Source organism: Rhizobium sp. CCGE 510 (genome assembly GCF_000292525.1).
Lineage (GTDB): Bacteria > Pseudomonadota > Alphaproteobacteria > Rhizobiales > Rhizobiaceae > Rhizobium.
On the sequence record NZ_AEYF01000045.1, the window covers coordinates 507,564 to 521,777 of the forward strand.

The following is a 14,214-nucleotide window of genomic DNA, read 5'->3' on the forward strand; positions in this document are numbered from 1 at the left end:
ACGATGAAACGGATCGCTGTGACGGGTGCTGCTGGACGTGTCGGGACCCTGCTGCGCCCGCTCCTTCGCGCGCATGGCGAGCACATCAGCCTGATTGATCTGCAGGAACCTGCCGGGCTTAGCGAAAACGAGACGTTCGTCAGGGCCGACCTTACGAAGCTTGATGAGGCAATGGCCGCACTGAAGGATATCGACGGCGTCGTTCATCTGGCCGGCATTGCAAGCGGAACCGACATGAACGCCATTCTGCACGCAAATGTGCTTGGAACCTACAATCTCTACGAAGCCGCACGGATCAACAAGGTCCAGCGGGTCGTCTATGCATCGAGCAACCATGCGACCGGCTTCTATCCGCGTGGCGAAATCATATCCCCGCTCGATCCCATGCGCCCCGACAGCCCGTATGGACTTTCCAAATGCTGGGGCGAACTGGTGGCGGGGCTCTACTACGACACGTCGGGCATTCGCTCCCTTTCCATCCGTATCGGCAATGCCGGCACCTATCCTAATAGCGAGCGATCGGTTGCGATCTGGATCAGCGCGCGAGACCTGGCGCAACTGGTAAGGATCGGGCTGTCCCACCCGTTGATCGCCGCGACAGTCGTCTACGGCGTTTCCGATACCGACGAGAAATGGTGGGACAACGATCTGGCGACCAGGCTCGGCTACCAGCCACAGGACCGGCCGCGCGACCACGCCCATATCGAACAGGGATCCGAAGGGCCGGTCGCGCTTGCGTTCCAGGGCGGCGGGTTCTGCGAGATCAATCACGACGGCACCATCCGCCTGCGTGACGCCGAAGGTTTGGCCAAGAGCCTGGAGGCGGTTGAATGACAGCGCCTCGGATCATCCACCCGCAAACCCGTTCCGTGATCGAGCCATCGCTGACGGTCGGTGAATCGCCGGTATGGGACGATGCGACGGGCACCCTTTGGCTGGTCGATATTCTAGCGCCGGCGGTCGTTCGGCTTTCGGCCTCCGGGCAAATCGACCGCTTCGACATGCCGGCGACAATCGGCAGTCTCGGGCTTTGCCGCGACAACAGGATCGTCGTGGGCCTCCAGACAGGTGTGCATCTCTTCGATCCCGTCTCGGGAAAAATCAAGTTTCTCTGCGACCCGGTCGGGCGCGATATGAATGGCCGCCTCAACGACGGAAAGGTCGGCCCTGACGGGCACTTCTGGATCGGCTCGATCAGCGAAGCTAAGCCGCAGGTAAATGACGCAGCACTTTTCCGCGTGGGCATCGACGGCAGCACGCGCACCGTCGCAACGGGGCTGACGAGCTCGAACGGTCTTGCCTGGTCGCCGGACGGCCGGCGAATGTATCACTCCGACAGCCGGCAATGTTTCCTGCAGGCATTCGACTTCAATCCCAAGACGGGCGATCTCGGCGACGGGCGCCGGCTTCGCAGCTTCACCGAAGACGACGGGCGGCCGGACGGGGCGACGACCGATCGCGACGGGTTTTACTGGAGCGCCGGCGTTTCCGCCGGTCGCCTCAACCGCATATCGCCCGAAGGCGAAATCGTCGAGATCTACATCCTGCCGGTCGCAGCACCGACAATGCCATGTTTCGGCGGGCCGGATCTCAGCACGCTCTTTGTCACCAGCCTGTCGACGGACCGCAGCGGACGTTTCGAGGCTGGCATGGTTATCGCCTTCGACGTGGATGCGGAGGGCATGCCGCCCTTCCGCTTCGGATGACGATCATCTGGATGAAAACTAACGGGGAAGAAAAATGAGCATCGCAAACATGCGCAAGGCGCTTACCGGCGTATCGGGGGTTCCCGTCACGGCCTATGACGGCAACGGCGAAGTTGAACCCCGAATCACGGCGAAAGTCTATGAGCGGGTGGCGGCAGCGGGCATTCACAACATCGTTGCTGCCGGCAATACCGGTGAGTTTTACGCCCTGACGCCGCAAGAGATTCGGATCGTCCACGAGGCGGCGGTTTCGGGTGTTGGCGGCCGAGCGCCGGTGACGGCGGCGATCGGCCGGTCGCTGCGCGAGGCGATCGGCATGGCAAAAGATGCGGCCGCGATCGGCGCCTCCGCCGTCATGTCGCATCAGCCCGTCGATCCTTTCGCAGCACCATCGGCCCAGATCGGCTATTTCTGCGATCTTGCCGATTCCTCCACCCTGCCGCTCATCGCCTATGTCAGAGCCGAGGGTTTCGGTGTCGACGATATCGTCCGTCTCGCCAACCACGGCAATATTGCCGGCATCAAGTTTGCGACGACCGATCTGATGCTGCTGTCGAGAGCGATTCCCGCGGCCGATCCGGCCGGGGCGCTGTTTGTCTGCGGCCTGGCGGAAAGCTGGGCGCCGACATTTACCGCGGCCGGCGCGCGCGGCTTCACCTCAGGCCTCGTCAATGTTGCGCCGCAGCTTTCGCTTGCCGTCCATGCTGCGCTCGAACAAGGCGATTTCGCCGCGGCAAGGGCGATCGTCAACCGGCTCGAACCGTTCGAGCGGATGCGGACCAAATTCCGCAACGGTGCGAACGTGACGGTCGTCAAAGAAGCCGTCATCTATTCCGGCCTCGATGTCGGCCCCGTGCGCGTGCCGGGGTTGCCGCTGCTCGACCAGCATGATCGCGAGGAACTTCATCGGTTGCTTCGAGGTTGGGAGGCCGACGGCGCCATTCAAATTGATCCGGACCGGCAGCAGCCTGCCAAGGCGGCCGGCTGAATTCGACTATTTCCGCAAACAACAGGATTGGGAGGTCTAGAGATGCTGAAACAGCTACTGACAACGATCGCAATTACCGGTGCCCTCGTAACGACGCAGCCTGCCATCGCGGCATCGCCGCCCAACATGCTGGTGATCGGCACCAATCTCACCGGTATCCGGACGCTCGATCCGGCCCAGAACAACGCCCGCACGGTTTCCGAACTGATCTCCAATCTTTACGACAACCTCGTGCAGCTGTCGCCTGAGGATCTCAAGACGCTGAAGCCGATGCTTGCGACGCAATGGAGCGTCTCGCCAGACGGCAAGATCATCACGCTCACCTTACGCGATGACGCCGTCTTCCAGAGCGGCAACAAGGTGACCGCCGAAGATGCCGCTTGGTCGATCCAGCGCGTCATCAAAATGGGCCAGGTCGGTTCCACCGACGTCGCACTCTGGGGTTTCACGCCTGAAAACGTCGAAAAGCTGGTTCGGGCAAAGGACGAACATACGCTCGAGATCGAACTGCCGCAGTCGGTGAATACCGACCTGGTGCTCTATTCGCTGGCCGGCTCATCGATCGGCATCGTCGATAAGAAGACGGTGCTGTCGCATGAGGCGAACGCAGATTTCGGCGGCGCCTGGCTTTCAGCGAATTCCGCCGGCAGCGGTCCGTTTAGCCTGGCGCAGTGGCGGCCGAACGACGTTGCGATCTTCAATGCGCAGCCGAAATATTGGGGCGGCAAGCCAGCCATGGCCCGCGTCGTTGCCCGCCACATTCCGGAATCCGGCAATCTTCGGCTGCAGCTCGAAGCCGGCGACGTCGATGTCGGCCAGTATGTGGCAAGCGGCGATCTCGATGCGCTGTCCACCAACAAGGATATGGTCATCGACAATGTCCCTGGTCTCGGCTTCTATTATATTGCCCTCAACCAGAAAGACCCGGACCTGCAGAAGCCGAAGGTTCGCGAGGCCTTCCAGCACGCCTTCGACTGGAAGGCGATCTCCGGCAACATCATGCGCCATACCGGCTTTCCCTGGCAGTCGATGATCCCGCGCGGCATGATCGGCGCGCCCGATGAGGCTACCGCCCGCTACGACTACGATCCCGCCAAAGCCAAGCAGCTGCTGGCGGAGGCCGGATATCCCAACGGTCTGAAGAAAGTGCTCAATCCGTCGGGTGCCCCAACCCTTCCCTTCGCCGAAGCGCTGCAGGCGAGCGCTCGGGCCGCCGGCCTCGAACTCGATCTGGTGCCCGGCGAATTCACGCCCGCCTTCCGCGAGCGCAAATTCGAAGTGTTGCTCGGCAATTCAGGCGCCCGCCTGCCCGATCCCTTCGCCGTCGCCACGCAATATGCCTTTAACCCCGATAATAGCGACGAGGCGCGCCTCGGCAGTTATTACCTCTGGCGCACCGGCATGAAGGTCGATGACCTCAACACCCTCATCGATCAATCGATGAAGGAGCGTGATGCGGCCAAGCGGACGGATATCTTCAAGAAGATGGATGGCATCTATGCCGACATGGCCCCACCGCTTGTCATCTTCTTCCAGCGAACCGACCCCTATGTCATGCGCGCCAACGTCAAAGGCTATCACGGACATACGACTTGGTCGACGCGCTGGCATGACGTGACCAAGGAGTAGAGCGCGTGGCGAACGCCGATCTGACATCGAAGCAGGAGAGCAGCCGTCATTCTCAGTCGGGTGGGTTTGCCGATGCGGCTCCGCACCCCCTGAGAAGCCTGCTGCGGCGCCTGGCGGGGCGTGTGGTGGCTGTCGTCACCACGCTGCTCGGGCTGCTTTTCCTGACCTTTTCGATGGGTCGCCTGCTTCCCGCCGACCCGGTGCTCGCCATCACCGGGCCGGAGGTCAGCAAGGAGGTTTATGATCGGGTCTTTAACGAGTTGGGGCTTGGGCAACCGATCTGGATGCAGTTCCTGTCCTATGTCGGGAAGATTGCCACAGGCGACCTCGGCACGTCGGCGACGACGGGCCAGCCGATCCTCACCGATCTGATGTCGATCTTTCCCGCGACGATCGAGCTTGCCATCATCGCCATGATCATCGGCGCCATTATCGGCATTCCCTTAGGCGTCACGGCTGCCGTCAGACGCGGAACGATCATTGATCACATAGCTCGGATCATTGCGCTTGCCGGACACTCCGTCCCGATTTTCTGGACCGGGCTGATGGCGCTCTTCATCTTCTACGCCAAGCTCAAGCTGGTCGGTGCATCGGGCCGGATCGACGTCTTCTATGAAGGCCTTGTCACGCCAATGACCGGCTTCCTTCTGATCGATGCGGCAATACAGCAGCAATGGGAGGTGTTTCAAAACGCGGTCGGCCACATCATCCTCCCCGCGGCGATCCTCGGCTATTATTCCGTCGCCTATATCAGCCGCATGTCGCGAAGCTTCATGCTGGAGCAGCTCAGCCAGGAATACATCATCACCGCACGGGCCAAGGGGCTCGGCACCCGCAAGGTGGTCTGGCGCCATGCGTTCAGGAACATTCGCGTGCAGCTCCTGACGATCCTGGCGCTGACCTTCGGCGGACTGCTCGAAGGCGCGGTGTTGATCGAGACGGTCTTCGGCTGGCCCGGGCTCGGCCAGTATCTCACCCGCGGGCTGCAGATGAATGACATGAACGTCGTCATGGGTTCGGTGCTGACGATCGGCGCCGCCTTCCTGACCATCAACATCCTGTCGGACTTTCTTTATCGCATTCTTGATCCGAGAACACGGTGACGCCATGACGATCTCCACCGAAGATGTAAACAGCGCCGATGCCGGCGGCTTCCGAAAATGGCTGCTGGCGCCGGAGCCTCGGGGCTGGTTTCAGTCGTCGACGCAGCAGATCCATCAGGGTTGGCTGAAGTTCAGCCTGCACCCGCTGGGCCTGGCAGGCCTCTTCATCATCGTGCTGTTGATCGTCGTGGCGACGGCAGCCCCTCTGCTCACCAGCTACGATCCGATCGTGCAGGATATGGCCGGGCGGCTGGCGCCGCCCTCGGCAGCCCATCTTCTCGGCACCGACAATTTCGGCCGCGACGTCTTTGCGCGGGTGATCTACGGCGCCCGCACGACGCTCTATATCATCATGCTGGTGACGATCATCGTCGCACCACTCGGACTGCTGATCGGTACCGTCTCGGGATATTTCGGCGGCATCGTCGATGAGATCCTCATGCGTATCACCGATATTTTCCTCTCCTTCCCCGGGCTGGTGCTGGCCCTCGGTTTTGCCGCAGCCCTCGGTCCCGGCATCACTAACGCGATCATCGCCATTTCGCTGACGGCCTGGCCGCCGATCGCCCGGCTGGCGCGAGCCGAGACGCTCAGCCTGCGCAAGGCGGACTATATCGCCGCCGTTCGCCTGCAGGGCGCGACATCGATCGCAATCATCACCCGTCACATCCTGCCGATGTGCATTCCCTCGGTGATTGTCCGCGTCACCCTCAATATGGCCGGCATCATCATCACCGCCGCCGGTCTCGGCTTTCTCGGCCTCGGTGCGCAGCCGCCCTGGCCGGAATGGGGCTCGATGGCGGCCAGCGGGCGCGAGTTCATGCTCGACAGCCCGTGGGTGATCGCCGCGCCCGGCATTGCCATTGCGCTGGTCAGCCTCGCCTTCAACCTCGTCGGCGATGCGCTGCGTGACGTCCTTGACCCGAGAGGTTCGGAATGACAGAGCCCCTGATCGATATTCGTAACCTCGAAATCGCCTATGGCGGCGGGCATATGCGGGCGGTGCGGGGCGTCAGCTTTGCACTCGGACAGGAAAAGCTCGGCATCGTCGGCGAGTCCGGATCGGGAAAGTCGACCGTCGGCCGCGCGATCATGAAGCTGCTGCCGCCGACCGCGATCGTCCGAGCCGAGCGGATGGCTTTCCGCGACGTCGACCTCATCAAGGCAGACGAGCGGAGGATGATGACGATCCGGGGGCGGCGGATCGGGCTGATCCTGCAGGACCCGAAATATTCGCTCAACCCGGTCATGCGGATCGGCGAACAGATCGCCGAAACTTACCGCTTCCATCATCCAAAGGTCAGCAAGGCAAAAACCTACGCCCAAGCGCTCGACATGCTCGAAGCCGTCCAGATCCGCGATCCCGAGCGCGTCGCCCGCCTCTATCCGCACGAGATATCGGGCGGTATGGGCCAGCGTGTGATGATCGCTATGATGCTGATTGCCGAGCCCGAAGTGCTGATCGCCGACGAGCCGACATCGGCCCTCGACGTGACGGTCAGGCTTGAAATCCTGGCCCTGCTTGATGAACTCGTTGCACGCCGCAATCTCGGCCTGATCTTTATCAGCCACGACCTCAATCTCATCAGGAATTTCTGCGACCGCGTCCTCATCATGTATGCGGGTCGCGTCGTGGAAGTGCTCGAGGCGCGCGATCTCGACAAGGCCAGACACCCCTATACCCAAGGGTTGCTGGCATCCCTGCCGACGATCGAGAATCCCCCTGCCCGGCTGCCGATCCTGAAACGGGATCCCACCTGGCTCGACGACCTCGCATTGGAGCAGCCGCGGTGATCAGAATAGACAATCTCACCATCCGTTTCGGACACGGCCAGCGGCCGGTTGTCAAAGATGTCAGCCTCACCGTCGAGAGGGGAACGGCCTTCGGCCTGGTCGGCGAGTCCGGCTGCGGAAAGTCCACCGTTCTTAGAGCTCTCTCCGGCCTCAACGCAAATTATGACGGCCGCATCGAACTCCATGGCGAGACGCTGGACCGGCAGCGCAGCCGACCCTTCTATCGCCGGGTGCAGATGGTGTTCCAGGACCCCTATGGATCGCTCCACCCGCGCAAGACCATCCGCTCACAGCTGAAGGAACCGCTTCGCAACCAGCAACTGGATACCAACTCCGTCGATCTGAACGCGGTGCTGAGATCGGTCGGCCTCGATCCGGCGCTGAGCTATAGATTTCCACATCAGCTTTCCGGCGGGCAGCGCCAGCGCGTGGCGATCGCCCGTGCCCTGATGCTAAACCCGGACGTCCTGCTTCTCGACGAACCGACATCGGCGCTCGATGTGTCGGTTCAGGCCGAAATCCTCAACCTGCTGCAGGATCTGCGCGCCGAGCGCGGCCTTACCTATCTGCTCGTCAGCCACGATCTCGCCGTCGTCTCCCACATGTGCAGCCGTGTCGCCATCATGGAAGCGGGCGAGATCGTCGAACAGGTCGATATCGAGGCATTGCGAAGAGGCGCGGTCGAACATCCCTATTCGCAACGCCTGCTGCGCGCGAGCCGGATGTACGGAAGGGCGTAGCCATCGATCGGCACGCCCCTGCTCTCTCGGGTCACCGCAAGTGGGCGTCGATAGCAGAAACGATCTCTTCCCAATCATTGGAATGAATTTCGTGGCCACCACCTTCGAGCCGAACAAGCTTCGCTGCCTTGACTGTTCGCGCCAGCAGTTCGCCGTGCTCAACCGGATAAATCGGGTCAGCCGTTCCGTGTATGACAAGGAGGGGCGCGGCAAGTTCACCCAATTTTCCTTTCAATGCCTGGCCGCCCTTCAGCATGAAATGATTGGTGGCACTGACGAAGCTTCTCGCCCGCCGGACGTCCCGTTCGACAAAGGCGCGCGCCCGCCGTTCGTCGTAGGGATGCGCCACACCGGCAATCATCTGAGTATCCTTGACCAGGAATTCGATTATCTGGGCATTGTCTGTCCAGTCGACAGTCTCGCCCGTCGCTGCGTGCGCCATGTAGGCATCGACGGTATGCGGCAGAGCACGGGTATCAATACCCATCGGCGTGGTGGAAATCAGCGTCAGCGTCTTGATGCGTTCGGGATGCGAGAGCGCTGCGATCTGGGCGATCGTGCCACCCAACGACATTCCGATCAGATTGGTGCTGGCGATGCCGTAGCCATCGAGTACTCTGATGGCGTCCTCAGCCATGTCGTCCATTGTGTAAGGTGGTTCCCCCGGCTTGTAGATCGTGGAGCGGCCGGTGTCTCGATTGTCGTAGCGAATGACATAAAACTTGTGATCGGCAAGTGTTTGGCAGAACTCCTCCGGCCACCACAGCATTGATGCCATGGCGCCCATGATCAACAGGATCGGCTCATGCGTCGGGCTACCAAATGCCTGCGTGGCGATCTCGACGTCCTCAAATCTGATAATGCGTTCAGTCACTTGTGGCATCCTTTATTTGTATCGGGTGAAGCGGCGAAGCCTTGGGTCCGGGTACCGGCAGGCATCCCCATGATGGGGCTAAGGCAGGCGTGCCGCATCGGGAGTTTTGAGTAGGACCGGCTCAAAACACTCGGGCAGCAACCGTCGGCGGCGCGCTTTCCCATCAAATCACTATTCCGGCCATGGAGGCACATCGCTCCTTTGCCGGTGTTCGTGGCGCGCAGGATGACTATGCCTCCATCTCTGCTAATCTCGAACTTCACGTATCGGAGGACTTCGTTGGCGACATCCCTCAAAAGGTCCCTGTTCTCAGGCCGGGCAGCAGAACTCGATGCGATGGAAACCGCATTCCGGGACGTCTCCGGCGGGCGGCAACGCTCCATTCTTCTCGGGGCGGAAGCAGGCGGCGGCAAGAGCCGGCTGGTAGAAGAATTCGCCGACCGACTGTCGGGCCGGGCTCTCGTCTTGAAAGGCGGCTGCGTCGAGCAGCGGGAATCGGCATTGCCCTATGCGCCGGTAACGGCTGTGCTGCATGAACTGGTTCAGCTGCGTGGCGGGACGGCCGTCAGGTCGCTTGTCGGCGCCGCAAGTGTGCGCGAGCTGGCGTGGCTTCTTCCCGAATTCGGCGAGACCTCTGAAAGATACGATGCGGCCATCGCAAGAGCGCGGCTGTTCGAGGCGCTGCGAAAATTGTTCGAAGAGCTTGCACGGGAAATGCCACTCGTCCTGGTCGTCGAGGACATACATTGGGCCGATCAGGCCACGTCCGATCTGCTTCGCTTCCTCACGACGCGGCTGGCAAAAATTCGGCTGATGCTGATCGTCACCTATCGACCTGAGAAGACCAGCGGCAGCAATGCACTGCGGACGACCGTTGCGGACCTCTCGCTATCCGAGGGTGCCGAGGTGTTAAACCTTCCCCGCCTCACGCGGGCGGAGGTCGCAGCACAACTCGAAGGGCTGCTCGGGCGCCCGCCAACACCTGCTGTCATCAATAAGGTTCATGCGCGGTGCTGCGGGATCCCGCTTTTCACCGAGGCCCTTATCGATGCGAGCGGAAACTTGCGTACGGATTTTCCCGGCTCGCTCATCGACTACCTGCTCAAAGCCGTCAGGGATTTGCCGGCGTTGACGGCCGAGCTGTTGAAATTGGTGGCGCTCGGCGGCCCGCATATCGCCCATGCGCTTCTTCGCAGCGTGGCGAACAAGTCCGACCGCGCGTTGGCAGAATTGCTGCGCCCTGCGATTTCGGCCGGGATCCTGGTGCCAGATGGTGATGGATATGCGTTCCGCCACGCCCTTATCCACGAAGCGGTGCGAGGCGACCTGATTGCCGGTGAGAGGATGGCCATTCATCGCGCCTATGCCGAGGTGCTCGAACGCGGCCCGGTTCCAAGCTACCGGGTTTGGCATTCCGTTGCGCTCGCCCGCCACTGGCACGGCGCCGACGAAGCCGAACATTGCCTGCGGTGGGCCTGGCAATCTGCTGCAGAAGCCGCCGCCACTTTCGCCTATGCGGACCAGATGGAGATGCTGAAGCTCGTGCTGGCGGCCTGGCCCGAAGTCGATAATGCGGCCGAACTGATCGGCGTGGAGCATTGCAGGGTGCTGGAACTGGCTGCCGATGCCGCCTGCTGGGCGGCGGAAGCGGAACAGGGACTGGCTTTTGTCGAACGCGCACTCGCCGAGGTGGATGCCGAGCGCGACGGCACGCAGCTGGCGGCACTTCTGCTGCAGCGCGCAGTGATGCGTCAGCACACACTCATCCCAGGCGAGATCGCCGACCTTGAGCGAGCGCTTGATCATGCGCCCGATCCGACACGGCTGCGCGCCGACGGACTGGGGCAGTTTTCCCGGTCGCTGATATTGCGGGGAGAGTTCGATCGCGCCAGGCTCTTAGGAGACGAACTGAAGGATCTGTCGGAGAGGCTCGATGACGAGGAGTACCGTATCGAGGCGCTGATCGTCGCGGCCTCTGTGGACATGGCATCGGACAGTTCCCGCATCGATGCCCATTGGAGCGTGGCCAAGCGCGCCGAGCAAGCCTCGATCGGCCGGATCGAGGTGCTGGCGGGCGCAGCACTGCTTCAAGCCCTGCTTGAGACAGGAAATTACGCTGAGGTCATCGAAGTCGGACCGGCGATCTTTGCGCGGACCGTCGAGTTCGGCCAGGCCCGGTATATCGGGGCGATCGTGGGTTCGCCTTTGTGCCGCGCCTTGCTCGCCGTCGGCCGCGTTTCCGACGCCCTTGAGACGTGCGAACGAATGGCGGCGTTGGATCCGCTGCCGCTCGGCCTTGTTCATGTTTTCGAATGCCAGGCGGAGATTGCGCTTGTCATAGGGGATTCGGATCGAATTTCCGCAGCCGCAAGGTCCTTGCGCGCTCTGCCACCGGGTCCTCAGGTTGCGAGCCGCGTAGCGGCCAACCTTCTGAGATTCGATATCGAAAGCGGCGCGCTGGCAGGCGACACGGATCAATCTGCGATACTGATAGGATCCGTTTCGACCCATTTCGAGAAGCACAAAAGCGTCTCGTGGCCGCTGCTGGCCTCGGCCATACGTGTTGCCGTCGATACGAATCAGAAAGATGCCGCCCGGCAGCTCGCGGACCTTGCCGCTCGGTTGCCGTGCCGCAACAGAGCGGAGGAAGCCGAGAGGCTGGGCATTTCGGCCGAGATCTCGCGCATAGCGGGGTCCGACCTCGATCTCTGGGAAGCGCTTGCCCAAAACTGGGCTGATTTGGGCCAGCCCTTTCGGCAGGCCTATGCCCTCATGCAGGCCGGCGGTGCTGCGGTGAATGCCGGCAAGCGCGCGAGGGGTGCGGGTCATTTCCGGCGAGGCGCAGATCTTGCCCATTCGATCGGCGCCCGCCTCCTCTGCGATCAGATCGAGACGCTGGCCGCAAAGGCTCGTATTGATCTTCGAGGCGGAACGGACGGCGGCATGCCGAAGCCACCTCTTGGCCTGACGGATCGGGAATTCGAGGTGCTCCGTCTTGTCGCTGCCGGACAAAGCAATCGCGAGATCGCCGACAACCTGTTCATTTCCTCGAAAACGGCGAGCGTTCATGTCTCCAACATCTTGAGCAAACTCTCCGTCCCCAGCCGCGGCGCTGCAGCCGCGATGGCGCACCGGCTGCGGATGGTTGATCCCGTCTAAATTTGAGCTTCCAGGAGGTTGCCTGGCAAAACCCCGATATTTGCCGCTCTCACGATGCCGGCATCGCATTCAATTCTATCGGTGCTTAGGCATTTTGCCTGATGTGCTCGTGCGGCCTTACGCTGAGCTTGGCGATATGAAGCGCTGAGCGGCGTTAGTATTCCATCATTCGGAGGTCAAAATGCCCATTTCTTCCGCCACCTTGGCCGCCACCCAACGCACGATCGACTCCTATGAAGAGTGTGCCGATGATTATAGTGGCATCGTTGATCCGTTTCCCTCGCCCAGTCTGGAAGCGGCATTGCGTCAGGTCGCGGTCGCCGCCGGCAATGGCGGCCGGATCCTTGAGATTGGCTCGGGCCTCGGATGGGATGCGGATTTCCTTGAGACCCAGGGCGTTTTGGTAAGGCGAACCGATGCCACGCAACGCTTTCTCGAACTGCAGGCCGCGCGCGGCAAGCAGGGCGAGTTCCTCAACGTCATCGCCGACGACCTCGGCGGCCCCTATGACGCCGTGATCGCTCTCTGTGTCCTCATCCACGTGCCTCGCGACCAGACCGGCCAAGTCGTCGAAAAGATCGTCGCCGCGCTGCGCCCCGGAGGCGTCTTCCTGGTGACGATGCGTGATGGCGACGGGGAGACCAGCGCTGCCTACCATATGACCTACTGGCGCCGGGACGACTTCGCGCTGTGCATCAAGGCCGCCGGTATGGAGCTTGAATGGGACGCATACCGCATGGGTCGTAACGACGAAGCGTGGAACACGTTTTTCGCACGACGGCCGGGATGAAGCCGCGCGTTTCGCGGTTTTCGGCGAGCGTGAAGGGCCTACCAAACAGCGCTGGCCCCTTTCTATCTCCAGCTCGTGTAATCGGCGGCGACGCAACCGAACGGCGCACGGTCCTGACCAAACCGCTTCTTGAGCTGCTCGCATCCCCATTCGTTTAACGGCGCCGGCATGAGATTGTTGATGTCCATGCCAGGCGATTGGAATGGCGTCGACGAGCTCATGACGTACCAAAGCCAGAAGCCGACCACACCGACGACGATTAGAAGCAACACACCGAAGAAAAGCTGCAGCCGCTTCCAGATCGACAGCGTCTTTTTGGGTCCTTCGATCAGCACCGGCACACTCTGATCGCCTGCTTGTTGGTGCACTAGAGGCGCAAGAGCAGCGGTGCGCTCGTCCTCCGTAAGTTCAACGCGCTGCAGACGGTCGTCCAGAAGCACTGGCAGGGCTGTATTGCCATGCCTGACAGCCAGTCCAATCGCCTTGCCATTGGCTTCACCGACGATCAGAGGCTCCTGTCCGCTCGTCATCCGCGTGTAAGCCGATCGGCCGGTTTTGTCGCCGGCAATCTTGTCATTGTAGGTGATGGAAAGGACGCCGCGTTTGCGGTCGAATGCGCTGATCTCAACCGGCACGGGGATCAGCCTGGCCGGCCGGCGCAATTGGCCCTTGACCCGCCAAATGCGGATGCCGAGAAAAATCATCCCCAAGCTCATGCCGCCAAGCAGAACCACAAACAGAGTGAGGGTGATGATCCTGTTCCAGAGCATGTCCAGACCCAGGCTCATCGTCGCGAGTTCCGGATGATCGGCGGAAATCACAAGACCGGTTTCGTAGTCGCCGGTATGGAAATCGACGAACATGACCTCGACCTCGGTGTCGTAGTTTCGTCCACCGTAGCTGTAGACAAGCCGTGCCTCGCAGTCGGTAAAGACCGCCTTGCGTGTCGTGCATTTCCCGTTTTGCACGTCGCCATCTTCGAGTACCAAAGGGTTCTGGCTGATTTGAAAATCGCGGATCACGCCCGGTGCTTCCGAGACGAATAGAAAGACGGCCAATGCCAGGATAATGGGCGTTGCCCAGAAGTAAGCGTTCGGCGTGGAGATGACGTTGCGCGCCAATGAAAGCGGGCGACTGGGGAGCACAATCGAAGACAATGGCGTCGGACCCCTTCATGTGACGGCGCCGCGCGCCGGTAAAGTTTCAGATAGCGACCAATGACGAACAGCGGCGTTGGCGTCATTCTGATCGGCTTGTACAATCCCGTTGTGTGATCCCGATCTACAACCTGAAGCGAGGTATTCGCAATCTCTTTTTTGCACGCGTGGGCAGCATTCCTAAGTCGATCCCGTTGATACGTGTTCGCATGACACCACCACAACAAGAGGAGTAATGTTGCAAGCCTGAATGCTTCCCATACGGAACCAAATC

The 14,214-nt window shown here is 61.3% G+C and carries 12 protein-coding genes; 10 read left to right on the forward strand and 2 right to left on the reverse strand.

Annotation, left to right across the window (positions count from 1 at the left end):
* Window positions 1-3 precede the first annotated feature (3 nt).
* Genes RCCGE510_RS26500 through RCCGE510_RS26535 form a run of 8 tightly spaced genes read left to right on the forward strand, consistent with a single transcriptional unit; the run spans window position 4 to window position 7,960 of the window.
* Window positions 4-834 carry an NAD(P)-dependent oxidoreductase gene (locus RCCGE510_RS26500; RefSeq protein ID WP_007635105.1) on the forward strand — a complete coding sequence of 277 codons (831 nt, stop codon included), beginning with the start codon at window positions 4-6 and terminating at the stop codon, window positions 832-834.
* Window positions 831-1,706 carry an SMP-30/gluconolactonase/LRE family protein gene (locus tag RCCGE510_RS26505; RefSeq protein WP_007635106.1) on the forward strand — a complete coding sequence of 292 codons (876 nt, stop codon included), beginning with the start codon at window positions 831-833 and terminating at the stop codon, window positions 1,704-1,706. Before RCCGE510_RS26500 ends, RCCGE510_RS26505 begins: the two co-directional genes overlap by 4 nt.
* Before the next feature lie 34 nt (window positions 1,707-1,740).
* Window positions 1,741-2,694: a dihydrodipicolinate synthase family protein gene (locus tag RCCGE510_RS26510; RefSeq protein WP_007635107.1), complete on the forward strand. Its 954-nt coding sequence runs from the start codon at window positions 1,741-1,743 to the stop codon at window positions 2,692-2,694.
* Window positions 2,695-2,736: 42 nt separating this feature from the next.
* Complete coding sequence (locus RCCGE510_RS26515; RefSeq protein ID WP_007635108.1) at window positions 2,737-4,323, forward strand: ABC transporter substrate-binding protein; 1,587 nt, start codon at window positions 2,737-2,739, stop codon at window positions 4,321-4,323.
* Window positions 4,324-4,328: 5 nt separating this feature from the next.
* On the forward strand, window positions 4,329-5,426 hold the full coding sequence (locus RCCGE510_RS26520) for an ABC transporter permease (protein WP_007635109.1): 1,098 nt from the start codon (window positions 4,329-4,331) through the stop codon (window positions 5,424-5,426).
* Window positions 5,427-5,430: 4 nt separating this feature from the next.
* Window positions 5,431-6,366, forward strand: a complete 936-nt coding sequence (locus RCCGE510_RS26525) for an ABC transporter permease (RefSeq protein WP_007635110.1) — start codon at window positions 5,431-5,433, stop codon at window positions 6,364-6,366.
* A complete protein-coding gene (locus RCCGE510_RS26530; RefSeq protein ID WP_007635111.1) occupies window positions 6,363-7,220 on the forward strand; it encodes an ABC transporter ATP-binding protein in 858 nt (285 codons plus the stop codon). The genes RCCGE510_RS26525 and RCCGE510_RS26530 overlap by 4 nt, the downstream gene beginning before the upstream one ends.
* A complete protein-coding gene (locus RCCGE510_RS26535) occupies window positions 7,217-7,960 on the forward strand; it encodes an ABC transporter ATP-binding protein (protein ID WP_007635113.1) in 744 nt (247 codons plus the stop codon). Before RCCGE510_RS26530 ends, RCCGE510_RS26535 begins: the two co-directional genes overlap by 4 nt.
* A gap of 31 nt (window positions 7,961-7,991) precedes the next feature.
* Here the strand turns inward: RCCGE510_RS26535 and RCCGE510_RS26540 are convergent, their stop codons facing one another.
* Window positions 7,992-8,834: an alpha/beta hydrolase gene (locus RCCGE510_RS26540; protein ID WP_007635115.1), complete on the reverse strand. Its 843-nt coding sequence runs from the start codon at window positions 8,832-8,834 to the stop codon at window positions 7,992-7,994.
* Window positions 8,835-9,113: 279 nt separating this feature from the next.
* On the opposite strand from RCCGE510_RS26540, the gene RCCGE510_RS35995 reads away from it, so the two are divergent.
* Both RCCGE510_RS35995 and RCCGE510_RS26550 read left to right on the forward strand, forming a co-directional pair.
* Window positions 9,114-11,993: an AAA family ATPase gene (locus RCCGE510_RS35995; RefSeq protein ID WP_037079751.1), complete on the forward strand. Its 2,880-nt coding sequence runs from the start codon at window positions 9,114-9,116 to the stop codon at window positions 11,991-11,993.
* Between the two features lie 181 nt (window positions 11,994-12,174).
* A complete protein-coding gene (locus RCCGE510_RS26550; RefSeq protein WP_007635119.1) occupies window positions 12,175-12,783 on the forward strand; it encodes a class I SAM-dependent methyltransferase in 609 nt (202 codons plus the stop codon).
* Between the two features lie 62 nt (window positions 12,784-12,845).
* Here RCCGE510_RS26550 and RCCGE510_RS26555 read toward each other — a convergent pair whose 3' ends face one another.
* Window positions 12,846-13,940 carry a hypothetical protein gene (locus RCCGE510_RS26555; RefSeq protein ID WP_007635122.1) on the reverse strand — a complete coding sequence of 365 codons (1,095 nt, stop codon included), beginning with the start codon at window positions 13,938-13,940 and terminating at the stop codon, window positions 12,846-12,848.
* Window positions 13,941-14,214: the final 274 nt, after the last annotated feature.

Coding starts and splice junctions, on each gene's coding strand:
- RCCGE510_RS26500 (WP_007635105.1), top strand. CDS start 4: ATGAAACGGATCGCTGTGACGGGTGCTGCTGGACGTGTCGGGACCCTG.
- RCCGE510_RS26505 (WP_007635106.1), top strand. CDS start 831: ATGACAGCGCCTCGGATCATCCACCCGCAAACCCGTTCCGTGATCGAG.
- RCCGE510_RS26510 (WP_007635107.1), top strand. CDS start 1,741: ATGAGCATCGCAAACATGCGCAAGGCGCTTACCGGCGTATCGGGGGTT.
- RCCGE510_RS26515 (WP_007635108.1), top strand. CDS start 2,737: ATGCTGAAACAGCTACTGACAACGATCGCAATTACCGGTGCCCTCGTA.
- RCCGE510_RS26525 (WP_007635110.1), top strand. CDS start 5,431: ATGACGATCTCCACCGAAGATGTAAACAGCGCCGATGCCGGCGGCTTC.
- RCCGE510_RS26530 (WP_007635111.1), top strand. CDS start 6,363: ATGACAGAGCCCCTGATCGATATTCGTAACCTCGAAATCGCCTATGGC.
- RCCGE510_RS26550 (WP_007635119.1), top strand. CDS start 12,175: ATGCCCATTTCTTCCGCCACCTTGGCCGCCACCCAACGCACGATCGAC.